Annotated in this window: 17 protein-coding genes; 14 read left to right on the top strand and 3 right to left on the bottom strand. The window is 50.2% G+C overall.

Annotation, left to right across the window (positions count from 1 at the left end; translation table 11 throughout):
- Positions 1–114: 114 nt before the first annotated feature.
- Positions 115–777 carry a hypothetical protein gene (locus GF1_RS08310; protein ID WP_267926068.1) on the bottom strand — a complete coding sequence of 221 codons (663 nt, stop codon included), beginning with the start codon at positions 775–777 and terminating at the stop codon, positions 115–117.
- Positions 778–1,152: 375 nt separating this feature from the next.
- On the opposite strand from GF1_RS08310, the gene GF1_RS08315 reads away from it, so the two are divergent.
- From GF1_RS08315 to GF1_RS08350, 8 genes are read left to right on the top strand one after another with little or no spacing between them, the layout of a single operon-like run.
- The gene (locus GF1_RS08315; protein WP_267926069.1) at positions 1,153–1,557 is read left to right on the top strand and encodes a hypothetical protein; all 405 of its coding nucleotides are present in this window, start codon (positions 1,153–1,155) and stop codon (positions 1,555–1,557) included.
- Positions 1,532–2,164: a hypothetical protein gene (locus GF1_RS08320; protein ID WP_267926070.1), complete on the top strand. Its 633-nt coding sequence runs from the start codon at positions 1,532–1,534 to the stop codon at positions 2,162–2,164. The genes GF1_RS08315 and GF1_RS08320 overlap by 26 nt, the downstream gene beginning before the upstream one ends.
- The gene (locus tag GF1_RS08325; RefSeq protein WP_267926072.1) at positions 2,145–2,609 is read left to right on the top strand and encodes a metal-dependent hydrolase; all 465 of its coding nucleotides are present in this window, start codon (positions 2,145–2,147) and stop codon (positions 2,607–2,609) included. Before GF1_RS08320 ends, GF1_RS08325 begins: the two co-directional genes overlap by 20 nt.
- On the top strand, positions 2,609–3,964 hold the full coding sequence (locus tag GF1_RS08330; RefSeq protein ID WP_267926073.1) for a type IV secretory system conjugative DNA transfer family protein: 1,356 nt from the start codon (positions 2,609–2,611) through the stop codon (positions 3,962–3,964). Before GF1_RS08325 ends, GF1_RS08330 begins: the two co-directional genes overlap by 1 nt.
- Positions 3,964–5,388, top strand: coding sequence for an HD domain-containing protein (locus tag GF1_RS08335; RefSeq protein ID WP_267926074.1), 1,425 nt, complete (start codon positions 3,964–3,966; stop codon positions 5,386–5,388). Before GF1_RS08330 ends, GF1_RS08335 begins: the two co-directional genes overlap by 1 nt.
- A gap of 12 nt (positions 5,389–5,400) precedes the next feature.
- Complete coding sequence (locus tag GF1_RS08340) at positions 5,401–6,126, top strand: hypothetical protein (protein WP_267926076.1); 726 nt, start codon at positions 5,401–5,403, stop codon at positions 6,124–6,126.
- Positions 6,127–6,156: 30 nt separating this feature from the next.
- Positions 6,157–6,555: a recombinase gene (locus tag GF1_RS08345; protein ID WP_267926077.1), complete on the top strand. Its 399-nt coding sequence runs from the start codon at positions 6,157–6,159 to the stop codon at positions 6,553–6,555.
- A 39-nt stretch (positions 6,556–6,594) separates the two neighbouring features.
- Positions 6,595–6,867 (top strand): HU family DNA-binding protein, encoded by a 273-nt coding sequence (locus GF1_RS08350; protein WP_267926078.1) that lies wholly within the window; start codon positions 6,595–6,597, stop codon positions 6,865–6,867.
- A 50-nt stretch (positions 6,868–6,917) separates the two neighbouring features.
- On the opposite strand, the gene GF1_RS08355 is transcribed toward GF1_RS08350, so the two are convergent.
- The gene (locus GF1_RS08355) at positions 6,918–7,376 is read right to left on the bottom strand and encodes a Ros/MucR family transcriptional regulator (protein ID WP_267926079.1); all 459 of its coding nucleotides are present in this window, start codon (positions 7,374–7,376) and stop codon (positions 6,918–6,920) included.
- A gap of 161 nt (positions 7,377–7,537) precedes the next feature.
- Here GF1_RS08355 and GF1_RS08360 point away from each other — a divergent pair, with 161 nt between their 5' ends.
- The 4 genes from GF1_RS08360 to istB all read left to right on the top strand — a co-directional run bounded on the left by GF1_RS08360 (position 7,538) and on the right by istB (position 12,104).
- The gene (locus GF1_RS08360; protein WP_267926080.1) at positions 7,538–8,179 is read left to right on the top strand and encodes a thermonuclease family protein; all 642 of its coding nucleotides are present in this window, start codon (positions 7,538–7,540) and stop codon (positions 8,177–8,179) included.
- 181 nt (positions 8,180–8,360) lie between these two features.
- Entirely contained in the window at positions 8,361–9,599 is a 1,239-nt protein-coding gene (locus tag GF1_RS08370; RefSeq protein WP_353740407.1) for an ISL3 family transposase, read from the top strand.
- Positions 9,600–9,783: 184 nt separating this feature from the next.
- A complete protein-coding gene (istA, locus tag GF1_RS08375; protein WP_267926081.1) occupies positions 9,784–11,274 on the top strand; it encodes an IS21 family transposase in 1,491 nt (496 codons plus the stop codon).
- A complete protein-coding gene (gene istB, locus GF1_RS08380) occupies positions 11,271–12,104 on the top strand; it encodes an IS21-like element helper ATPase IstB (protein ID WP_267926082.1) in 834 nt (277 codons plus the stop codon). Before istA ends, istB begins: the two co-directional genes overlap by 4 nt.
- 94 nt (positions 12,105–12,198) lie before the next feature.
- Here istB and GF1_RS08385 read toward each other — a convergent pair whose 3' ends face one another.
- Entirely contained in the window at positions 12,199–12,423 is a 225-nt protein-coding gene (locus GF1_RS08385) for a hypothetical protein (protein ID WP_267926084.1), read from the bottom strand.
- Positions 12,424–12,814: 391 nt separating this feature from the next.
- Here GF1_RS08385 and GF1_RS08390 point away from each other — a divergent pair, with 391 nt between their 5' ends.
- Both GF1_RS08390 and GF1_RS08395 read left to right on the top strand, forming a co-directional pair.
- On the top strand, positions 12,815–13,867 hold the full coding sequence (locus GF1_RS08390; RefSeq protein ID WP_267926085.1) for a helix-turn-helix domain-containing protein: 1,053 nt from the start codon (positions 12,815–12,817) through the stop codon (positions 13,865–13,867).
- Positions 13,864–14,367 carry a PIN domain-containing protein gene (locus tag GF1_RS08395; protein WP_267926088.1) on the top strand — a complete coding sequence of 168 codons (504 nt, stop codon included), beginning with the start codon at positions 13,864–13,866 and terminating at the stop codon, positions 14,365–14,367. The genes GF1_RS08390 and GF1_RS08395 overlap by 4 nt, the downstream gene beginning before the upstream one ends.
- Positions 14,368–14,374: the final 7 nt, after the last annotated feature.

The raw sequence follows: 14,374 nt of genomic DNA on the forward strand, positions 1-14,374 counted from the left end.
TCTTAATAGTTGATAAGGTGAGCGGCGTTACCGAACGCAGCTCAAGTTCTTTTACCGAGGATACATTATGCCCCCTTATCCGGGGAAATGTATCCCCGGCAAGGGAATGGATTATCAATTAGCAGGAATAGCCCAAACTTTTTCTGCTTTATCCCAACGGAATCCAGCAGATTTGAGCAGTTCTCTTTTCGAATATACAGCTTTCCCTGTGGCGTAAATGGTGCCATTGGGAAGCTTCCTGTAGGAAATTCCATCAATCTTGGGGAGCTGTATATCGGAAGAACGATTCTGAGATGGCGGCGTAGGTTGCCTGGCAGGTTGCTTGTCAGGAGAAGGCTGCCGCTGGCCATTGCGGCCAAGGTAAACCTCTTTCAGCAGTCCTTTGTAGGCATCGCTGCCGATTGATAAGAGGGACATGCACTTCTGGATACCATCGGTAATTGCCCCTTTCATGGCATCACCGACGTTCCCCCGGACGATCTGCATCTGTCCGGCCTGCACGCCCTTACACAACCATTCGCCATCGACTCGGACAAAGAGTTTCACATCGACAACCGCCTGGTTGTCAAATATCTCTTTGCTTACAACCTCATACCTCCAGTTTTCAGGTCCGATAATGGCGTTGACCGCATCAAAAACATATTGCGGTTTATAGCCGTAACGGACCTGGCCGATGACCTGGCCGTTTTTTCCGACCATTTTGATTTCCTGCACGGCCTCACGGCCAAAAGACCTGAGCTGTGCGTTGATCGCTTCGACCTGTTTCGTGATGGACATAGTTATTTCCTCCTCGTGATTACACGGGAGAGAAACACTATGCCCCATCGGGAGCGACAAAGTTTCACTCCCGTGGATATGGGGTTGTGGATTAACTAAGGATATTTTTCATGTCTGGACGAAACAGCACGCGCGCAAAGCGGCGCAAAAGTCAAATGCCAGACATTTTGATTGGGTAGGGAAAAAGACTAAGGATGCAAGGATTCAAGACAGAATCCTGCTACTAACTGCCACATCTGCCTGGTGAAAGGGGAAGTTCGCAACCGCGATTAAACTGTTCTTCCACAAGAGATGTGGTGGCTTATGAGCCTGGGTTCCAAGGGTCAGTCCTATAGCACAATGGCAACGCAGGAAGTTCGCAACCGCAATTAAACTATGCGCCGGACAGCCCAGCTATTTCCTCCGGATGGAGGATTATCTCACAAAGAGCGAGATGGAATTATGAGTATATTTTTAGACACTGTTTCAGATATTGCAAGAAAAAAATTACCAGACAACGCTGGGCTGTCCGGCGCTTTAATTTTTTTGAAAAAAAATCATTTTTTTCCCGAAAAAAGGTTCCGCCCCCCGGTAAGAGAGGGTGAGAGACTGTTTTTACGGCAGAAAGAATATGGACGAAATCATCAACGAGTTCACAAAAAAATACCGGCTTACCAGGGGGGAAGTCATGGGGGAGATAGAAAAAACATTTTCCTCCATGCTGTCCAGGTGGCACCGGAAAAACGTAGTCGTGTTTTTCGGGGAAGACAGCCTGATGGCCCAAGCCTATTACAACTCTGACGGGATAATCAGGCAGATTCCGATAGAGCTGACCACCATGCGGGGCTGGAACACGCTCAAGCGGATTTTAAACACCAATCTGGCTAAGGCAGCGTGTCTGAAAGAGGTGGCCCGATACAAAAAATGCGAAAAGGAGATGCGGTGGGGCGAGATCATTGGCCGGAATACCGACGGCAGCCTTCGTGTTGAAATCGAAATCGAAGACGGAAACCCGATTATTGCCACCTGCCCTGGCAACCGGATTGGATTGCACGAACGGGATCGTTTAAGGGTCGGCCAGAGGCGGGCTTTTAACATTCGAAGAGTTGAGCCTGTCCTGCTGAACAAGACTCCGCGTATCAAGGTTGTTGTGGATCGGGTTTCAAAAAATCTGGTGAAAAATCTTCTGGAGGACCAACTGGTTGGCGTGGATGTGAAAATTCGTTGCGAAAAACGCTACGTCGGTCGCAAAAGTTTTGTGGTGTCCAACAGGTTCTTGCCCAGAAAAGCTATCCTGGCGGCGAAGCAGGAGTTTGGCGAGCATATCCAGGTCAGCGTTGTTAATTCCTTGGCAAACAGAAAAAAGGCAAATTCCGGCAAAAAAACAGATGTCTCGATTTGGCCATAAAGTATCCGCAGGGGCTATCGCAGCAACCGCTTTTCTCATGCTGTCATCCTTGTTCTCAGCCTCCATGTTTGCCGTTGGCTGTCTACTTGGATCGCTGGCCCCGGATTGGCTGGAGGTTGCCTGGTTCAGCAAATGGTTTGGCCGGCAATCGCTGGTTCCGCACAGGACTATTACGCATTGGCCTTGGCCGTGGATCATGGCCCTGGCCGCCCTATTCTTTGCTCCTGTGGACGGTCCGGGGTTTTGGCTTGTGGCCGGTTTCCTTGCAGGTGGACTGCTTCATCTTGTTTTGGACCTGGCGACTCCAGCAGGGATTCCCTTGGGGAAACCTTTTGGAAAAAAACAGAGCTTTTCGCTGTACCGGACGGGCGGGCCAGGGGAAATTATCGTTTCGGTGGCTTTGTGGGGGCTACCTGCAATCATTTTGCTGGTCAGGATTTTTTAATGTTTTTTCGCAGAAAACAAAAGGAGCCCTGGACTCATATAGGAACGGGCATCCATCTGGACGAACCGAAAAAAATTATTCCACTGGGATACCCGGACAGTTACCGGAAGGGACATTTCTGGTGTTTTGGCACCACCAGGGTCGGTAAAACACGGGTCATGGAAAACATCATCGAGCAGGATATCAGAAAAGGTTACTCGGTGGTGGCCATTGATCCAAAAGGGGATATTGATCTCTTTTCAAAAATTACCCAAATCGCCGATGATACAAACAGACTGAATGATCTGATCCTGATTACCCCGATTTTTCCCCAATACAGCGCCATTCTCGATCCATTGTCCTCGTACTACATGCCCGAGGAACTGGTTGCCCATATTACCGCCGGTGTAGCCATCGGCAATGAACCATATTTTTTCGGTGTCGCCTACGAAGTCAGTCTGGTTGTGGTTCAGGCCCTCCTTATGCTGGCAGAACAGGCTGGCGTAACACCATCTTTCAATCTCAATGACGTTAAAAATCATATCGGTCGGGCTGCCTTGGAAACCCTGAAGGAAAAAATTGACTATCTCGATCATCCGGAGGCAGAGCAGTTGGCAAAAGATATGCAAAAAATTCTTGCCACTCCACCGGACTATTACTCCAAGGTGGCAAGCTCGCTCCGGGTTGCGCTCACGGAGCTGACATCCGGCAATGTTGGCCGGATCATCGGCAAGGCTGACGAAAACCGTTTCATCAAACGCCTCGAGGAAGGCAAGGGAGTGATCCTGGTGGTGCAGCTCGGGTCACTGCTTACCAAACGGGCAGCATATACCGCCGGAAAAGTAATCATTTCCATGCTTCAGGCTTTCGTGGGCCGCAGGTTTTCCAGCGGCAAGAACGTGAACCCTCCCCTAGTGCTGCATATCGACGAGGCTCAGTCCGTCCTCTATCGGGGTATCGAGGACCTGTTTGCAAAGGCCGGAGGAGCCGGGGTCTTCATACACGGGTACTGCCAGTCCATCAGCCAGTTATTCGCCGAGGTCGGAGAGGATCACGCCAACACAATTCTGGACAACTGTAACACCAAGCTGTTCATGCGGGTTCCAGACGCCCATACAGCCAACTATGTATCGGAGCATCTGGGCGAACAGCGCAGGTTCAGCCCCATTATTTCCCTGGGCGGCGGCCTGTCGATCAGGGAAAGCGAGGAAGTCAGAGTCAAGCACACCGAGGTGCTGAATATGGCACCGAGGGAGCTGTTCCTGACAACCTATTCCGGTATCTACAAAGGGATCTCCGCCGATGTTGCCGACTCCACTATCCGGGTCGTTTTTCCGGATGTCAAAGACGGCAAAATTGTTGAGGAGGTGACCTGATGTACCAAGTCCCGCTACACATCGTGCTGCTTGGCGTGGCTGTTTTTTTGGTCCTCATTGCCGTTTTGGTTCTCATTCTCGGGAGTCGCCAACGGCAAACGGTCATCAAAAAGATTACGTTGCGGGAATTGTCCTCCGTATGGACCAAAAATGGCCCTTGTGAAATCCATATCGCAAACCTTGCTCCACTATGGCGCGATGAAAAGGCACTGGCAGACCAGGAGGCCAGTTCCCTGGTATTCAGCCACAAACGGGTCACAGAGTTTTATGACAGGCAAATTAATGCGTCATGGTTTTGCAACGCCGAGCTGCATAAAGAGGTGTGTGGCAAGATATTGCTCCTGCTGGACAAGGAAGGCGATTGTCCATCCGTGGTCAATGCCGCCGGAGACGTGGAAGGATCATGGGATACCAACACCTTCAACCTGCTCTCACAAATCACACTGCTGAACCATACCCTTAACGTCGCGGAAGAGACAGTCAAACTGTTGGTCCAGGCTGAAGCCCAGCACATTATCCCGGACGCAATGATCGCGGCCCTTGGCCATGACTTGGGCAAGCTGGAATCTGTACGCGGGTACCTGTACAGCCTGGGCGAGCATCCATTGGCCGCAGGCAGACCGCTGGCCGAAATTCCGGAGTTCAAAAAGCTTGGCAGGAAAGAGGAGATAACCAGGGCTATCAAGCTGCATCACAAAATGCCCGAAGGACTCCTCGGCAAGACACTGAAGAAAGCTGACCAGCGGGCCAGGCAGAAAGAGTTGGAAGATGCGATTGAGCGGTTGGGTAAAGATCAGAAACCTGAAAAGTCGGAGGCCGCACCGATCACGAAAAAAGCAAACGAAGAATCGAACTCTGTTCCGGCCCGGGCCGGAAACGACAGCTCGGCTGCCTGGCAGGCTCAGGCTGATATTTACGGAGATGATGCAGCAGAGACAAAGAAAGAGGCAGCCACACCGGAGCTGATAAACATTTCAGCCTGGTTTGATGCTCAGGCGTTCCTGGAGGCGCTGAAACCATACATCAACAAGATGCTTGGCCGGCGGTTCATGGCCTTTTCCATGCCGGATGGACACGTTTATGTGCAGGTCAAAGCCATGGAAGAAGTTGCCAGAAAAATGGCTGAACGGGCCGGGGTCATGGAGATCGCTACAATGGCCCAGGGAGATGCGACCATGCGGAAAGTCCTGTTCACTATCGTTCATCACCTACGGGTTGAACACAATGTGATCGACAGGGGCTTAATCAAGGACGCCTATTTTGGCGGATATTTCATGGTTACGACCAGGGACGGTAAATCTTTCAAAGGGTACTACACACCGTTTCACGCAGAGGCATTCGGGTCTATCGCCGAGATGGAAAAGGACAAACCAGATAGATTGAAAAAATTTCAGTCAGTAACTGCATACGCAAAAAAACGGTAAGAGGTTGAATCAATGTCGAAGGATTCAAACAGCAGAAACGACACCAATGCAACAATCGTCACCACTGACCAGGGGCACATTGAACGCCCTAAAAATTTACTGAATGCCATTTCTGACATACAGCAGTTTTATGTGATTGAAAAAGAAGGTCAGGATATTCCATGTGAATTTCTTACAATAGAACGCACTCTCGATTTTTTTAAAATAGGGATCAAGAGCGGCTTCCATGAGGGTTTAGCATTGGCATTGCTCATGCCGTTTATTTCGTTTTACATGCTTCCTTTTATATTAAAAGAACCTGACACGTTTACAAAAATTTTATTTGGATCTCTTCCTTACATGGTGCTGGTCGTTAATACACTGCTGTGTAGCTATGTCAGCCGTTACTATGTTGGCAACATAACCAGAAAATCTATCAATTCGCTTTTTGGCGGACGAATAATGTCTTTGATTACAAAAGCGTTCTTAATATATGTATTTTATCTTGTATTGTATCGCATAAGCACTCCAGAAAGAGTGTGGGAACTATCTCAATACATTTCAAAGAACTTAGGCTTGAATCCAAAATCACTGTATTATGGATACCTGAAAATCAAACCATATTTAGTTCCGGTTGCCACAGAGAGCGCTGTACTGATGGTAGTAGGAGCGGTGGTCCCATACGGGATGGTATATTCACTGGACATATGGAATCGGTATAAAAGCAAACGTAATGAGCGGATCATTTCCGCAAAATAAAACATATCAAAATGCAAAAGTGGAGGAATCATGGAAAACACCAAGAACTCTGAATCAACGAACGAGAGAAAAGTGGATTGGAACGAAATTGTTGAACGAAAAATATTTATGGCAAAAGAACGGGGTTCTCGTGTAATCAGAATCAATTCGCCTTTCGGTTTTATCATGTTCAACATCATGCGCCAGTTTGACCAGGCTTATGCCAACTTCAAGGGCAAGCTCGGTGAACCTGGCGGCATCACCCATGAGGAAGGTGCCAAGCTCATGGAAGAGGCCCAGGAGATCGCGTTGGCTTTTTCGAGGTTCACGGCCCGCCTGAGCAGAAAAGTCGGGTTCAAGTATCGCGTGCCTCGGGATTTAAAGGAGTTCAAGGCACTCAGAGAAGCGGCAGCGGCAGACAGCAAAAAGACAGAACCAGTCGAAAATTAACCGATTAACGGTAAAAAAAAATTAAAAGGAGAGAAGCTGATGAACAAAGGTGACCTGATCAGCAAGGTGGCTCAGGAAAACAACATGAGCAAGGCGGACGCCAAAAGAATGGTGAATAATATCCTGAACACTATCTCCACCGCATTGGTCGACGGTGACAGCAGGGTTTCCCTGGCCGATTTCGGTATTTTTACAGTCGTTACCCGGCCAGCACGGGAGGGCCGGAATCCAAAAACCGGCGAGGTTATTCAAATCAAGGAGCGAAAGGCGGTCAAGTTCAAGCCCAGCACAAAGCTGCTCGAAAAATTCTGACATTGCTGCCACCCCCGCTGCACGGTCTCCAGCAGGGGTGGCAATAACTATCAACCTTTGCCGCTGGCAGTTCCAGAGCCCTTTGCTCCTTTCTGTTTCCGCGCCTCAATGGCCTTACGCAGATTTTCGGGCAACCCGCGCTCCTTGCCTGATTTGGAACGCCGCTCGGAAAGGGATTTCGCACACAGGGGCTGGCGAGCGGAAAAACCATATTTTTTCCTGTATTCCTTTGCTGTGAGCCCATGAGACTCCAGATGTTTAGGAGAAATCATTTTAAATTCCTGCCCGCACTCAAGACAAACAATAACATTGCGTTTGATGGACTTCTTCGGGTCCATTACAGGCTTATCTTCCTTCGGTTCGTCTACTGAAACTTCTGCATCCCTGAGAGATTTAAGGGTATTGAATACCTTACCCAGGGAATCTACCACCTCTTCAGTACTCATCGGATTGACCATGGCCTGAGATTTTACGATGCCAGCAGCAATTTCAACAAGAGTTTTTTCCATAAAAATCCTCCATGAAACTTTAAGTTATTTGCTTAATAACTCATATGGTATATATAGCATATATAGTATACAAAAAAATATCATCAAGTCAATACGAATGGTCTTGAAAATTTTAATATCAAATAATATTTCTTAATGAAGATATTTACATTGGAGAAAAAATGAGAAGAAATTCTATTATCCTTTCGTTTATTATTATATTTTCCTGGTTTTCATTGTCCTTCGCATGGAACGGACAAGTGATTGGTGTGGCAGATGGCGATACCATCACAGTCGTAAAGAATGGTCAAAAAGTTAAGGTCCGGCTCTACGGGATCGACACACCAGAAAAAAGACAACCATTTGGCCAGAAGGCAAAAAAGTTCACCAATTCATTGGTACGGAAAAAAACAGTATATGTTGAACCGATAGACAAGGACAGGTACGGAAGGACTGTAGGGCTGGTGTACATTAACGGCCAGAACGTCAACGAACTACTGGTCAAGGAAGGGTATGCCTGGGTTTACCGGAAATATTGCAGAGAATCTTTTTGTGACGACTGGATGCGGCACGAAAAACAGGCACAGGATGGAAAGTTAGGATTGTGGGCTGATAGCGCCCCTGTGCCGCCCTGGGAATGGAGGCATAAAAAAAAGAATGATACTGCTGTTGCAGACAGCATGTATCACGGAAACATCAAGAGCAAAATATTCCACAAAAAATCATGCAGATACTACAACTGCAAAGATTGTGTCGCGTCGTTCAAGAAACGGGAAAAAGCAATATCGGAAGGATACAGGCCATGCAAGCTATGCAAACCTTAAAAATCGGTGCTTCCGGAAATTCAGTGGGTAAATCCCCTGGTTTCATTCCCTCAACTACCCCTTCGGGTTGATTGTGAGGGGTAGTTGAGGGAATGAAACTAGTTCCCACCTGGCTCCTGGTGGCGATTTTCAGGCTATCACGCTACATTTGTCTCCAAACCATGAATTCTGGAGGTGCGATATGCGTGATATTGACCTATACTATCATCTGTTAGGCCTGGAAAAGCCATGGTCTGTTGCCCGTGTTGAACTTGATCCCGGGTCCCAGAGGGTAGATATCTGGGTTGACCATCCCCGGGGCGAGAAATGGCCCTGCCCGGAATGTGGAAAGCCCGGAAACCTGCATGACCATGCCGAAGAAAGAACGTGGCGCCATCTGGACAGCTGCCAGTTTCAGACCTTTCTTCATGCAAGACCACCACGGATGAAGTGTTCCAGGCATGGTGTGCGCCGTGTACGGCTGCCATGGGCCGAACCACATGCCAGGTTCACCCTGCTGTTTGAAGGGTTTGCTATCGATGTCCTGCTGCACACCTCTATACAGGCGGCCAGGCGTATCCTGAGGGTCAGCTGGGATGAGGCGTACCATCTCATGGAACGCGCCGTGACCAGGGGACTCAGACGAAAGGGGTGCAAGACCATTCCTGTTATCGGGGTTGACGAGAAGTCGGTCGGCAAGGGCCAGCGGAACTACGTCACCGTGGTCAGTGACCTTGGCCGCGGCACGGTGGAAGAGGTTATCGTTGGCCGGAGCAGCAGGAGCCTGGAAACATATTTTCAGCAGCTGACGCCACAACAGCGGGATACCATTGAAGCTGTCTCCATGGACATGTCCAGTGCCTATATCTCGGCGGTGGAGAAAACGTGGCCGGAGGACGGGAGGGACAAGATCGTTTTTGACCGTTTTCACGTAATGAAACAGCTTGGTGATGCGGTGGACAAGGTGCGAAGACAGGAGCACAAGGCCCTGCTTCGGGCAGGCAGCAGCCTGCTCACCGGAACCAGATATATCTGGCTCTATGCCAGGGAGAACCTGCCTGAAAAGTACTGGAACAGGTTCTTCCGTCTGAAGGATGCTGATCTGAAAACAGCGCGAGCCTGGGCCCTCAAGGAGAACATTCGAAAATTGTGGGATTATAAATGTTCCCACTGGGCCTGGCACCACTGGAAGCGATGGTTTTTCTGGGCAACCCACAGCCGTCTTGAACCTGTGAGAAAAGCGGCCTATACCCTGAAGAACCATCTGTATGGAATCATGAATTATTTTAAACATCGCATTACCAATGGTGCCGCCGAGGGAATCAACTCCCGGATCGCAACCCTGCTGAAAACAGCCTGTGGTTTTCGGAACAAGGCCCGCCTGAGGATTGCTATCCTCTTTCACTTTGGCGGCCTCGAAATGTATCCCGTTACCCACTGAAAACCCGGAAGGACCTAAAAATCAGACTTGAAGCCTTCCCTACCCTGAAAGTGGTTGTGCTAACCTAAAATTGACCAGAAAAGAGGTGTTGTGCTAACGGAAAATTGACCACCCTGAGCGCAGAATTTCCGTGTGTTATGGTAGGAGGAAAAACCATAACCAGGGAGGAGAGGAGTTGCTCAGCATGGATCAGTACGAGTTCATACGGACGGCCCATCGAGTGTATGGCAAGAACATCAGTGAGTTGTCGAGGATGACCGGACATTCCCGCAATACAGTGAAGAAAGCGCTTCGGGGAGAACCTTGGGGCTACAGTGAACGGAAGAATCAGCCGTATCCTGTATTAGGGAGGTATCTTGAGGTGATAGACGGTTGGCTGGAAGGTGACAGGGCTGTTCCGAAGAAGCAGCGACATACCTCCCGTCGGATTTACCACCGTCTTGTCGAGGAATATGGCTATAGCGGAGGTGAGTCGACAGTCCGTCGCTATGTGAGGATTGCAAAAGCCCGGCTGGGGCTGAACGTCCCCGGGGCCTTTATCCCCTGTGATCCTGAAGCCGGGCTGGAGGCTGAAGTTGACTGGGGCACGGCCACGGTGGTGCTTGGCGGGAAGAGGCAGACGATCAAGCTGTTCTGCATGCGGTCCAGGTACTCGGGCAAACACTTTGTCCGCGCCTATCCATGTGAACGTCAGCAGGCTTTTTTCGATGCCCACCAGCATGGTTTTCAGTTTTTCAGGGGTATTTTCCCTGTCCTGATCTATGACAACCTGACCACGGCTGTACGCAAGGTCCTGCAGGGGCGTAACCGCATCGAGCAGGAGTCGTTTGTCAAATTTCGGAGCTACCACAACTTCGAGGCACGCTTCACCAATCCGGCCGCGGGCAATGAGAAGGGCGGCGTCGAAGGTCTGGTGGGTTTTTCCCGGCGCAACTACCTGGTTCCCATCCCGGTTGTTGACAGCCTGGAAGAACTCAACAGGAATCTCCTCAAACGGTGCCAGGCCTATGGTGGACATATCATATCAGGCCGGGAGCACACCGTGAATGAGCTCCATGCCATGGAGAAGGAGCGGCTTCTTACCCTGCCTGACCAGGTATACAGCAACCAGTTATCCACAAGCGGAAAGGTGGACAAGTTTGGGACCGTGATTGTCGACAAGAACCGCTATTCGGTCCCGACCAGCCTGGTCGGGCAGCAGGTCAGCATCCTGCTTGGCGTGGACAGAGTATCCATTTACCTGAGGAGCCAAAAGGTTGCCGAACATGAACGGGTATTTGGCAACAATAAGTGGCAGCTGGATCCGGACCATTACCTGGATCTGCTCCGGCAGCGTCCCATGGCCTTTGACAGCGCCCGTCCCATTCGCCAGTGGCGGTCCAGGTGGCCCGCCTGTTACGAGAGTCTTCTGGAACGATTTCAGCAGGCCCAGGGGGAGACCCGGGGGATCAAGGATTTTCTATCGGTGCTGATGCTGCATCGCCGATATACGGCCACCGAGGTCGAGGCGGCCGTGGAACTGGCCGTGGAACAGGGGATCAGCTCGAGTGAAGGAGTCCGCCATGTGCTCATTTATGCCAACGAACCCCGGGTGGAGACAGCTCCCCTGGATGGCTGGGAGACCATAGCCCCTGCCGACATCCGTCAATATGGCCAGTTGGGAGGTGTGCAATGAACGAAACTGGCCTGTTTGAGCTCAAGGCGAACCTGAAAGATCTGAAACTGTCGGCCATGGTCCGGGAACTGGAAACCACTCTCCGGCAGGCCCGGGACTCCGGCATGGGGTATGACGAGCTGCTCATCGATCTGACCCGTCTGGAGATCGCGTCACGGGCGGCCAACCGTTTGAAACGGAGAATCCGCGAGGCCTGGTTCCCGCTGCTCAAGCCCCTGGAGACCTTTGACCTGTCGGCCGTGCCGGAGCTGGATATCAGGATGTTCAGGGAACTGACGACCTGCGAGTACATCCGGGAACATAGGAATGTGATTTTTCTTGGCCCAAGCGGGACCGGCAAGACCCATATGGCCACGGCGCTTGGCCTGGAGGCCTGCAAGAACAATTACCGGACCCGTTTTGTGACCTGCTACGGCCTAGTCAACGAGCTGATCGAGGCCCGGGAGGATCGTGATCTGCAACGGTTGCTGAAACGGTACAGCCGTTACGACCTCCTGATCCTTGACGAGTTGGGGTATATCCCTTTTTCCAAAGAAGGAGCGGAACTGCTCTTTCAGGTTCTGGCCGAGCGCCATGAAAAGGGCTCGGTGATGATCACCAGCAACCTTGGCTTTGCCGACTGGACCCAGGTCTTTGGGGACCAGGCCATGACCGCGGCCCTGCTGGACCGGCTGACCCACAAGGCCAGAATCATCAACTGTAACTGGGAGAGCTACCGCCTGAGACAAAGCCTTGCCGACCGTCGTTCAAACGGTTCAGAAATTTCCCAGAGCTGCGAACAGCCACGACAGGGGCAGGGAACTGATCAGCCGGTATCCGTGACAAGGTAACGAATAGCGTAAACTGCGGCCACCAAGCCTGGCCAGTAATTCCGGTCGCCCGTAGGGCTCCCTCCATTACTGGCCAGGCTTGAACCGCCATTTTTTAACCAAAGCTCAGGGTGGTCAAATTTGGGTTAGCACAGGTGGTCATTTTTCGGTTGTCATTTCCAGAAAGTGCCATAACAACCCCACCTAGTAGATCAAGATCTGTTTCTGGGCTAGATTCTGCAACAGGATCCCAATCCTCCAATGAAGATGCCACTGTGTCACTCAGCATTGAAAATTGCCCCCCTGTCAGCGTGCCACTGCGGGAAATGCTTTTTTCCACATTTTCCCCAAACAGAGGATGGACGTGGGTTCGATTCTCTTTGCCCCACCTCCTGATGTGTTAACGGGAAAAGTCCGGACACGCTCATCCTGGCAGATCCGTTCCCTAGTTCATAATAGCCACATATTCGGTATAGCTGAAAAGCCGGTTGCGCTTGCGGGAAGTCAACCAAATTAACCTAAAATAGCGCCCTTGCTTATTTTACGATTTCCATTGATGTTAAAATATCAATCAGGACTGAAAATTATCCACTGAGCCTCCCCACGGCTTAAACCTATAGACCCGCAGGATTACGGCGCGTTCTCCGAAGCGGACATTACGGAGAAAATAGCCTTGTTGGGTTGACAAAAACAACAAAATAATGATAATTGTCAACCAGAGAGGTGTGATCATGATACATGAATTCGGCATACGGCTTCGTTCCGCCAGGAAGATGGCTGGAATGAGCATGGCTGCCCTGGCCGAGAAGGCCGGGGCGATTGTGAGCAAACAGGCCATCAGCAAATATGAAAAGGGACAAATCAAGCCAAGCAGTGAAGTGCTGCTTGCCCTGGCTCGCGCTCTGGATGTGAAGGCAGACTATTTTTTCCGGTCCTCCAGAGTTGCCATCAACAGTCTGGAATTCAGGAAAAAATCTCGCCTGAGCAAAAAGGCCGAGGAGCAAATAAAATATCAAACCATTAACTTCTTGGAGAAATATCTGGAGTTGGAGGACATCCTCAATATCCCTCCAGGGTTTGACAATCCGGTTTCAGAGAAGAAAATCCTGAGTTATGCAGATATAGAGCGGGCAGCCAGGGAAATCCGTGAGAAATGGAAGTTGGGCGAAGGGCCTGTTCCCCATCTGATAGAATTGTTGGAGGACAAGGGATACAAGATTTATGAAGTAGCGGATTTTGAAAATTTTGACGGCCTTTCTGGTTTTGTTTCCGGTATGGAAATCCCGGTTATCGCTGTCTACAGGAATAGCGACCTTGTACGCAAACGCTTTACTGTCGCCCACGAACTGGCCCACCTGCTGCTTGATTTTTCGGGAGTGGATGAAAAGTCCACTGAAAAGCTCTGCCATGACTTTGCCGGGGCCTTGCTGCTGCCAGAGAAGGTGTTGCTGGAAGAGTTGGGCAAACATCGTAACAGGATAACCGAGTGGGAGCTGAAAAAACTGAAAGGTATTTTCGGCATTTCCATGCAGGCCATTATGGCCCGGGCCAAGAGACTGGGGATCATTTCGGAAAACAGCTACCGGCTTTTCTGCATTTATACCAGCAAACATGGCTGGCGCAAGAAAGAGCCTGGCAGGTATGAGGGCAGGGAGGTGGCCAACCGCTTCAAACAGCTCGTCTATCATGCGGCGGCAGAACAGATCATCAGTTTCAGCAAGGCTGCCGAGTTGTTAAATAAGTCGGTATCAGAATTTGAACGAGAGGTCAGTTTCGTCTCATGATTCTCCTGGTCAATGATGCCAATATTCTGATCGACTTGCTGAAAATTGATTTACTGCCATCATTTTTCAGGCTGCAATACGAATTTCATGTGACGGACTTTGTGGTGGGAGAAGTTCAAGAATCCAATGTCTCTGATCTGCGCCTTTGTATCGAGAACGGCTCCCTAAAGATAAAATCGTTCGATTATGAAGAGTTACGGCAAATCCAATCGTTGGAAAGCGAATATAGGCAACTCTCCATTGCTGACTGTTCCTGTCTTTTCCATGCCAGAACACTTGCGGCCAGGTTGTTGACAGGGGATGCTGCTTTACGCAAAATCGCTGAACAGGCGGAAATTCGGGTTCACGGTATTCTGTGGGTATTGGACGAACTTGTTGCGGAGGGGCTTATTTCGAAAACAGAAGCCTGTGAGAAACTGCGTCAACTGATGTCCACGAATTCCAGATTACCTGCCACCGAGTGCCGCAGCCGGTTAAAGAGATGGAAAAAAGGGGATTGACCCTCTC

Source organism: Desulfolithobacter dissulfuricans (genome assembly GCF_025998535.1).
Taxonomy (GTDB): domain Bacteria; phylum Desulfobacterota; class Desulfobulbia; order Desulfobulbales; family Desulfobulbaceae; genus Desulfolithobacter; species Desulfolithobacter dissulfuricans.

Coding starts and splice junctions, on each gene's coding strand:
- GF1_RS08310 (WP_267926068.1), bottom strand. CDS start 777: ATGTCCATCACGAAACAGGTCGAAGCGATCAACGCACAGCTCAGGTCT.
- GF1_RS08315 (WP_267926069.1), top strand. CDS start 1,153: ATGCGCCGGACAGCCCAGCTATTTCCTCCGGATGGAGGATTATCTCAC.
- GF1_RS08320 (WP_267926070.1), top strand. CDS start 1,532: ATGGCCCAAGCCTATTACAACTCTGACGGGATAATCAGGCAGATTCCG.
- GF1_RS08325 (WP_267926072.1), top strand. CDS start 2,145: ATGTCTCGATTTGGCCATAAAGTATCCGCAGGGGCTATCGCAGCAACC.
- GF1_RS08330 (WP_267926073.1), top strand. CDS start 2,609: ATGTTTTTTCGCAGAAAACAAAAGGAGCCCTGGACTCATATAGGAACG.
- GF1_RS08335 (WP_267926074.1), top strand. CDS start 3,964: ATGTACCAAGTCCCGCTACACATCGTGCTGCTTGGCGTGGCTGTTTTT.
- GF1_RS08340 (WP_267926076.1), top strand. CDS start 5,401: ATGTCGAAGGATTCAAACAGCAGAAACGACACCAATGCAACAATCGTC.
- GF1_RS08345 (WP_267926077.1), top strand. CDS start 6,157: ATGGAAAACACCAAGAACTCTGAATCAACGAACGAGAGAAAAGTGGAT.
- GF1_RS08350 (WP_267926078.1), top strand. CDS start 6,595: ATGAACAAAGGTGACCTGATCAGCAAGGTGGCTCAGGAAAACAACATG.
- GF1_RS08355 (WP_267926079.1), bottom strand. CDS start 7,376: ATGGAAAAAACTCTTGTTGAAATTGCTGCTGGCATCGTAAAATCTCAG.
- GF1_RS08360 (WP_267926080.1), top strand. CDS start 7,538: ATGAGAAGAAATTCTATTATCCTTTCGTTTATTATTATATTTTCCTGG.
- GF1_RS08370 (WP_353740407.1), top strand. CDS start 8,361: ATGCGTGATATTGACCTATACTATCATCTGTTAGGCCTGGAAAAGCCA.
- istA (WP_267926081.1), top strand. CDS start 9,784: ATGGATCAGTACGAGTTCATACGGACGGCCCATCGAGTGTATGGCAAG.
- istB (WP_267926082.1), top strand. CDS start 11,271: ATGAACGAAACTGGCCTGTTTGAGCTCAAGGCGAACCTGAAAGATCTG.
- GF1_RS08390 (WP_267926085.1), top strand. CDS start 12,815: ATGATACATGAATTCGGCATACGGCTTCGTTCCGCCAGGAAGATGGCT.
- GF1_RS08395 (WP_267926088.1), top strand. CDS start 13,864: ATGATTCTCCTGGTCAATGATGCCAATATTCTGATCGACTTGCTGAAA.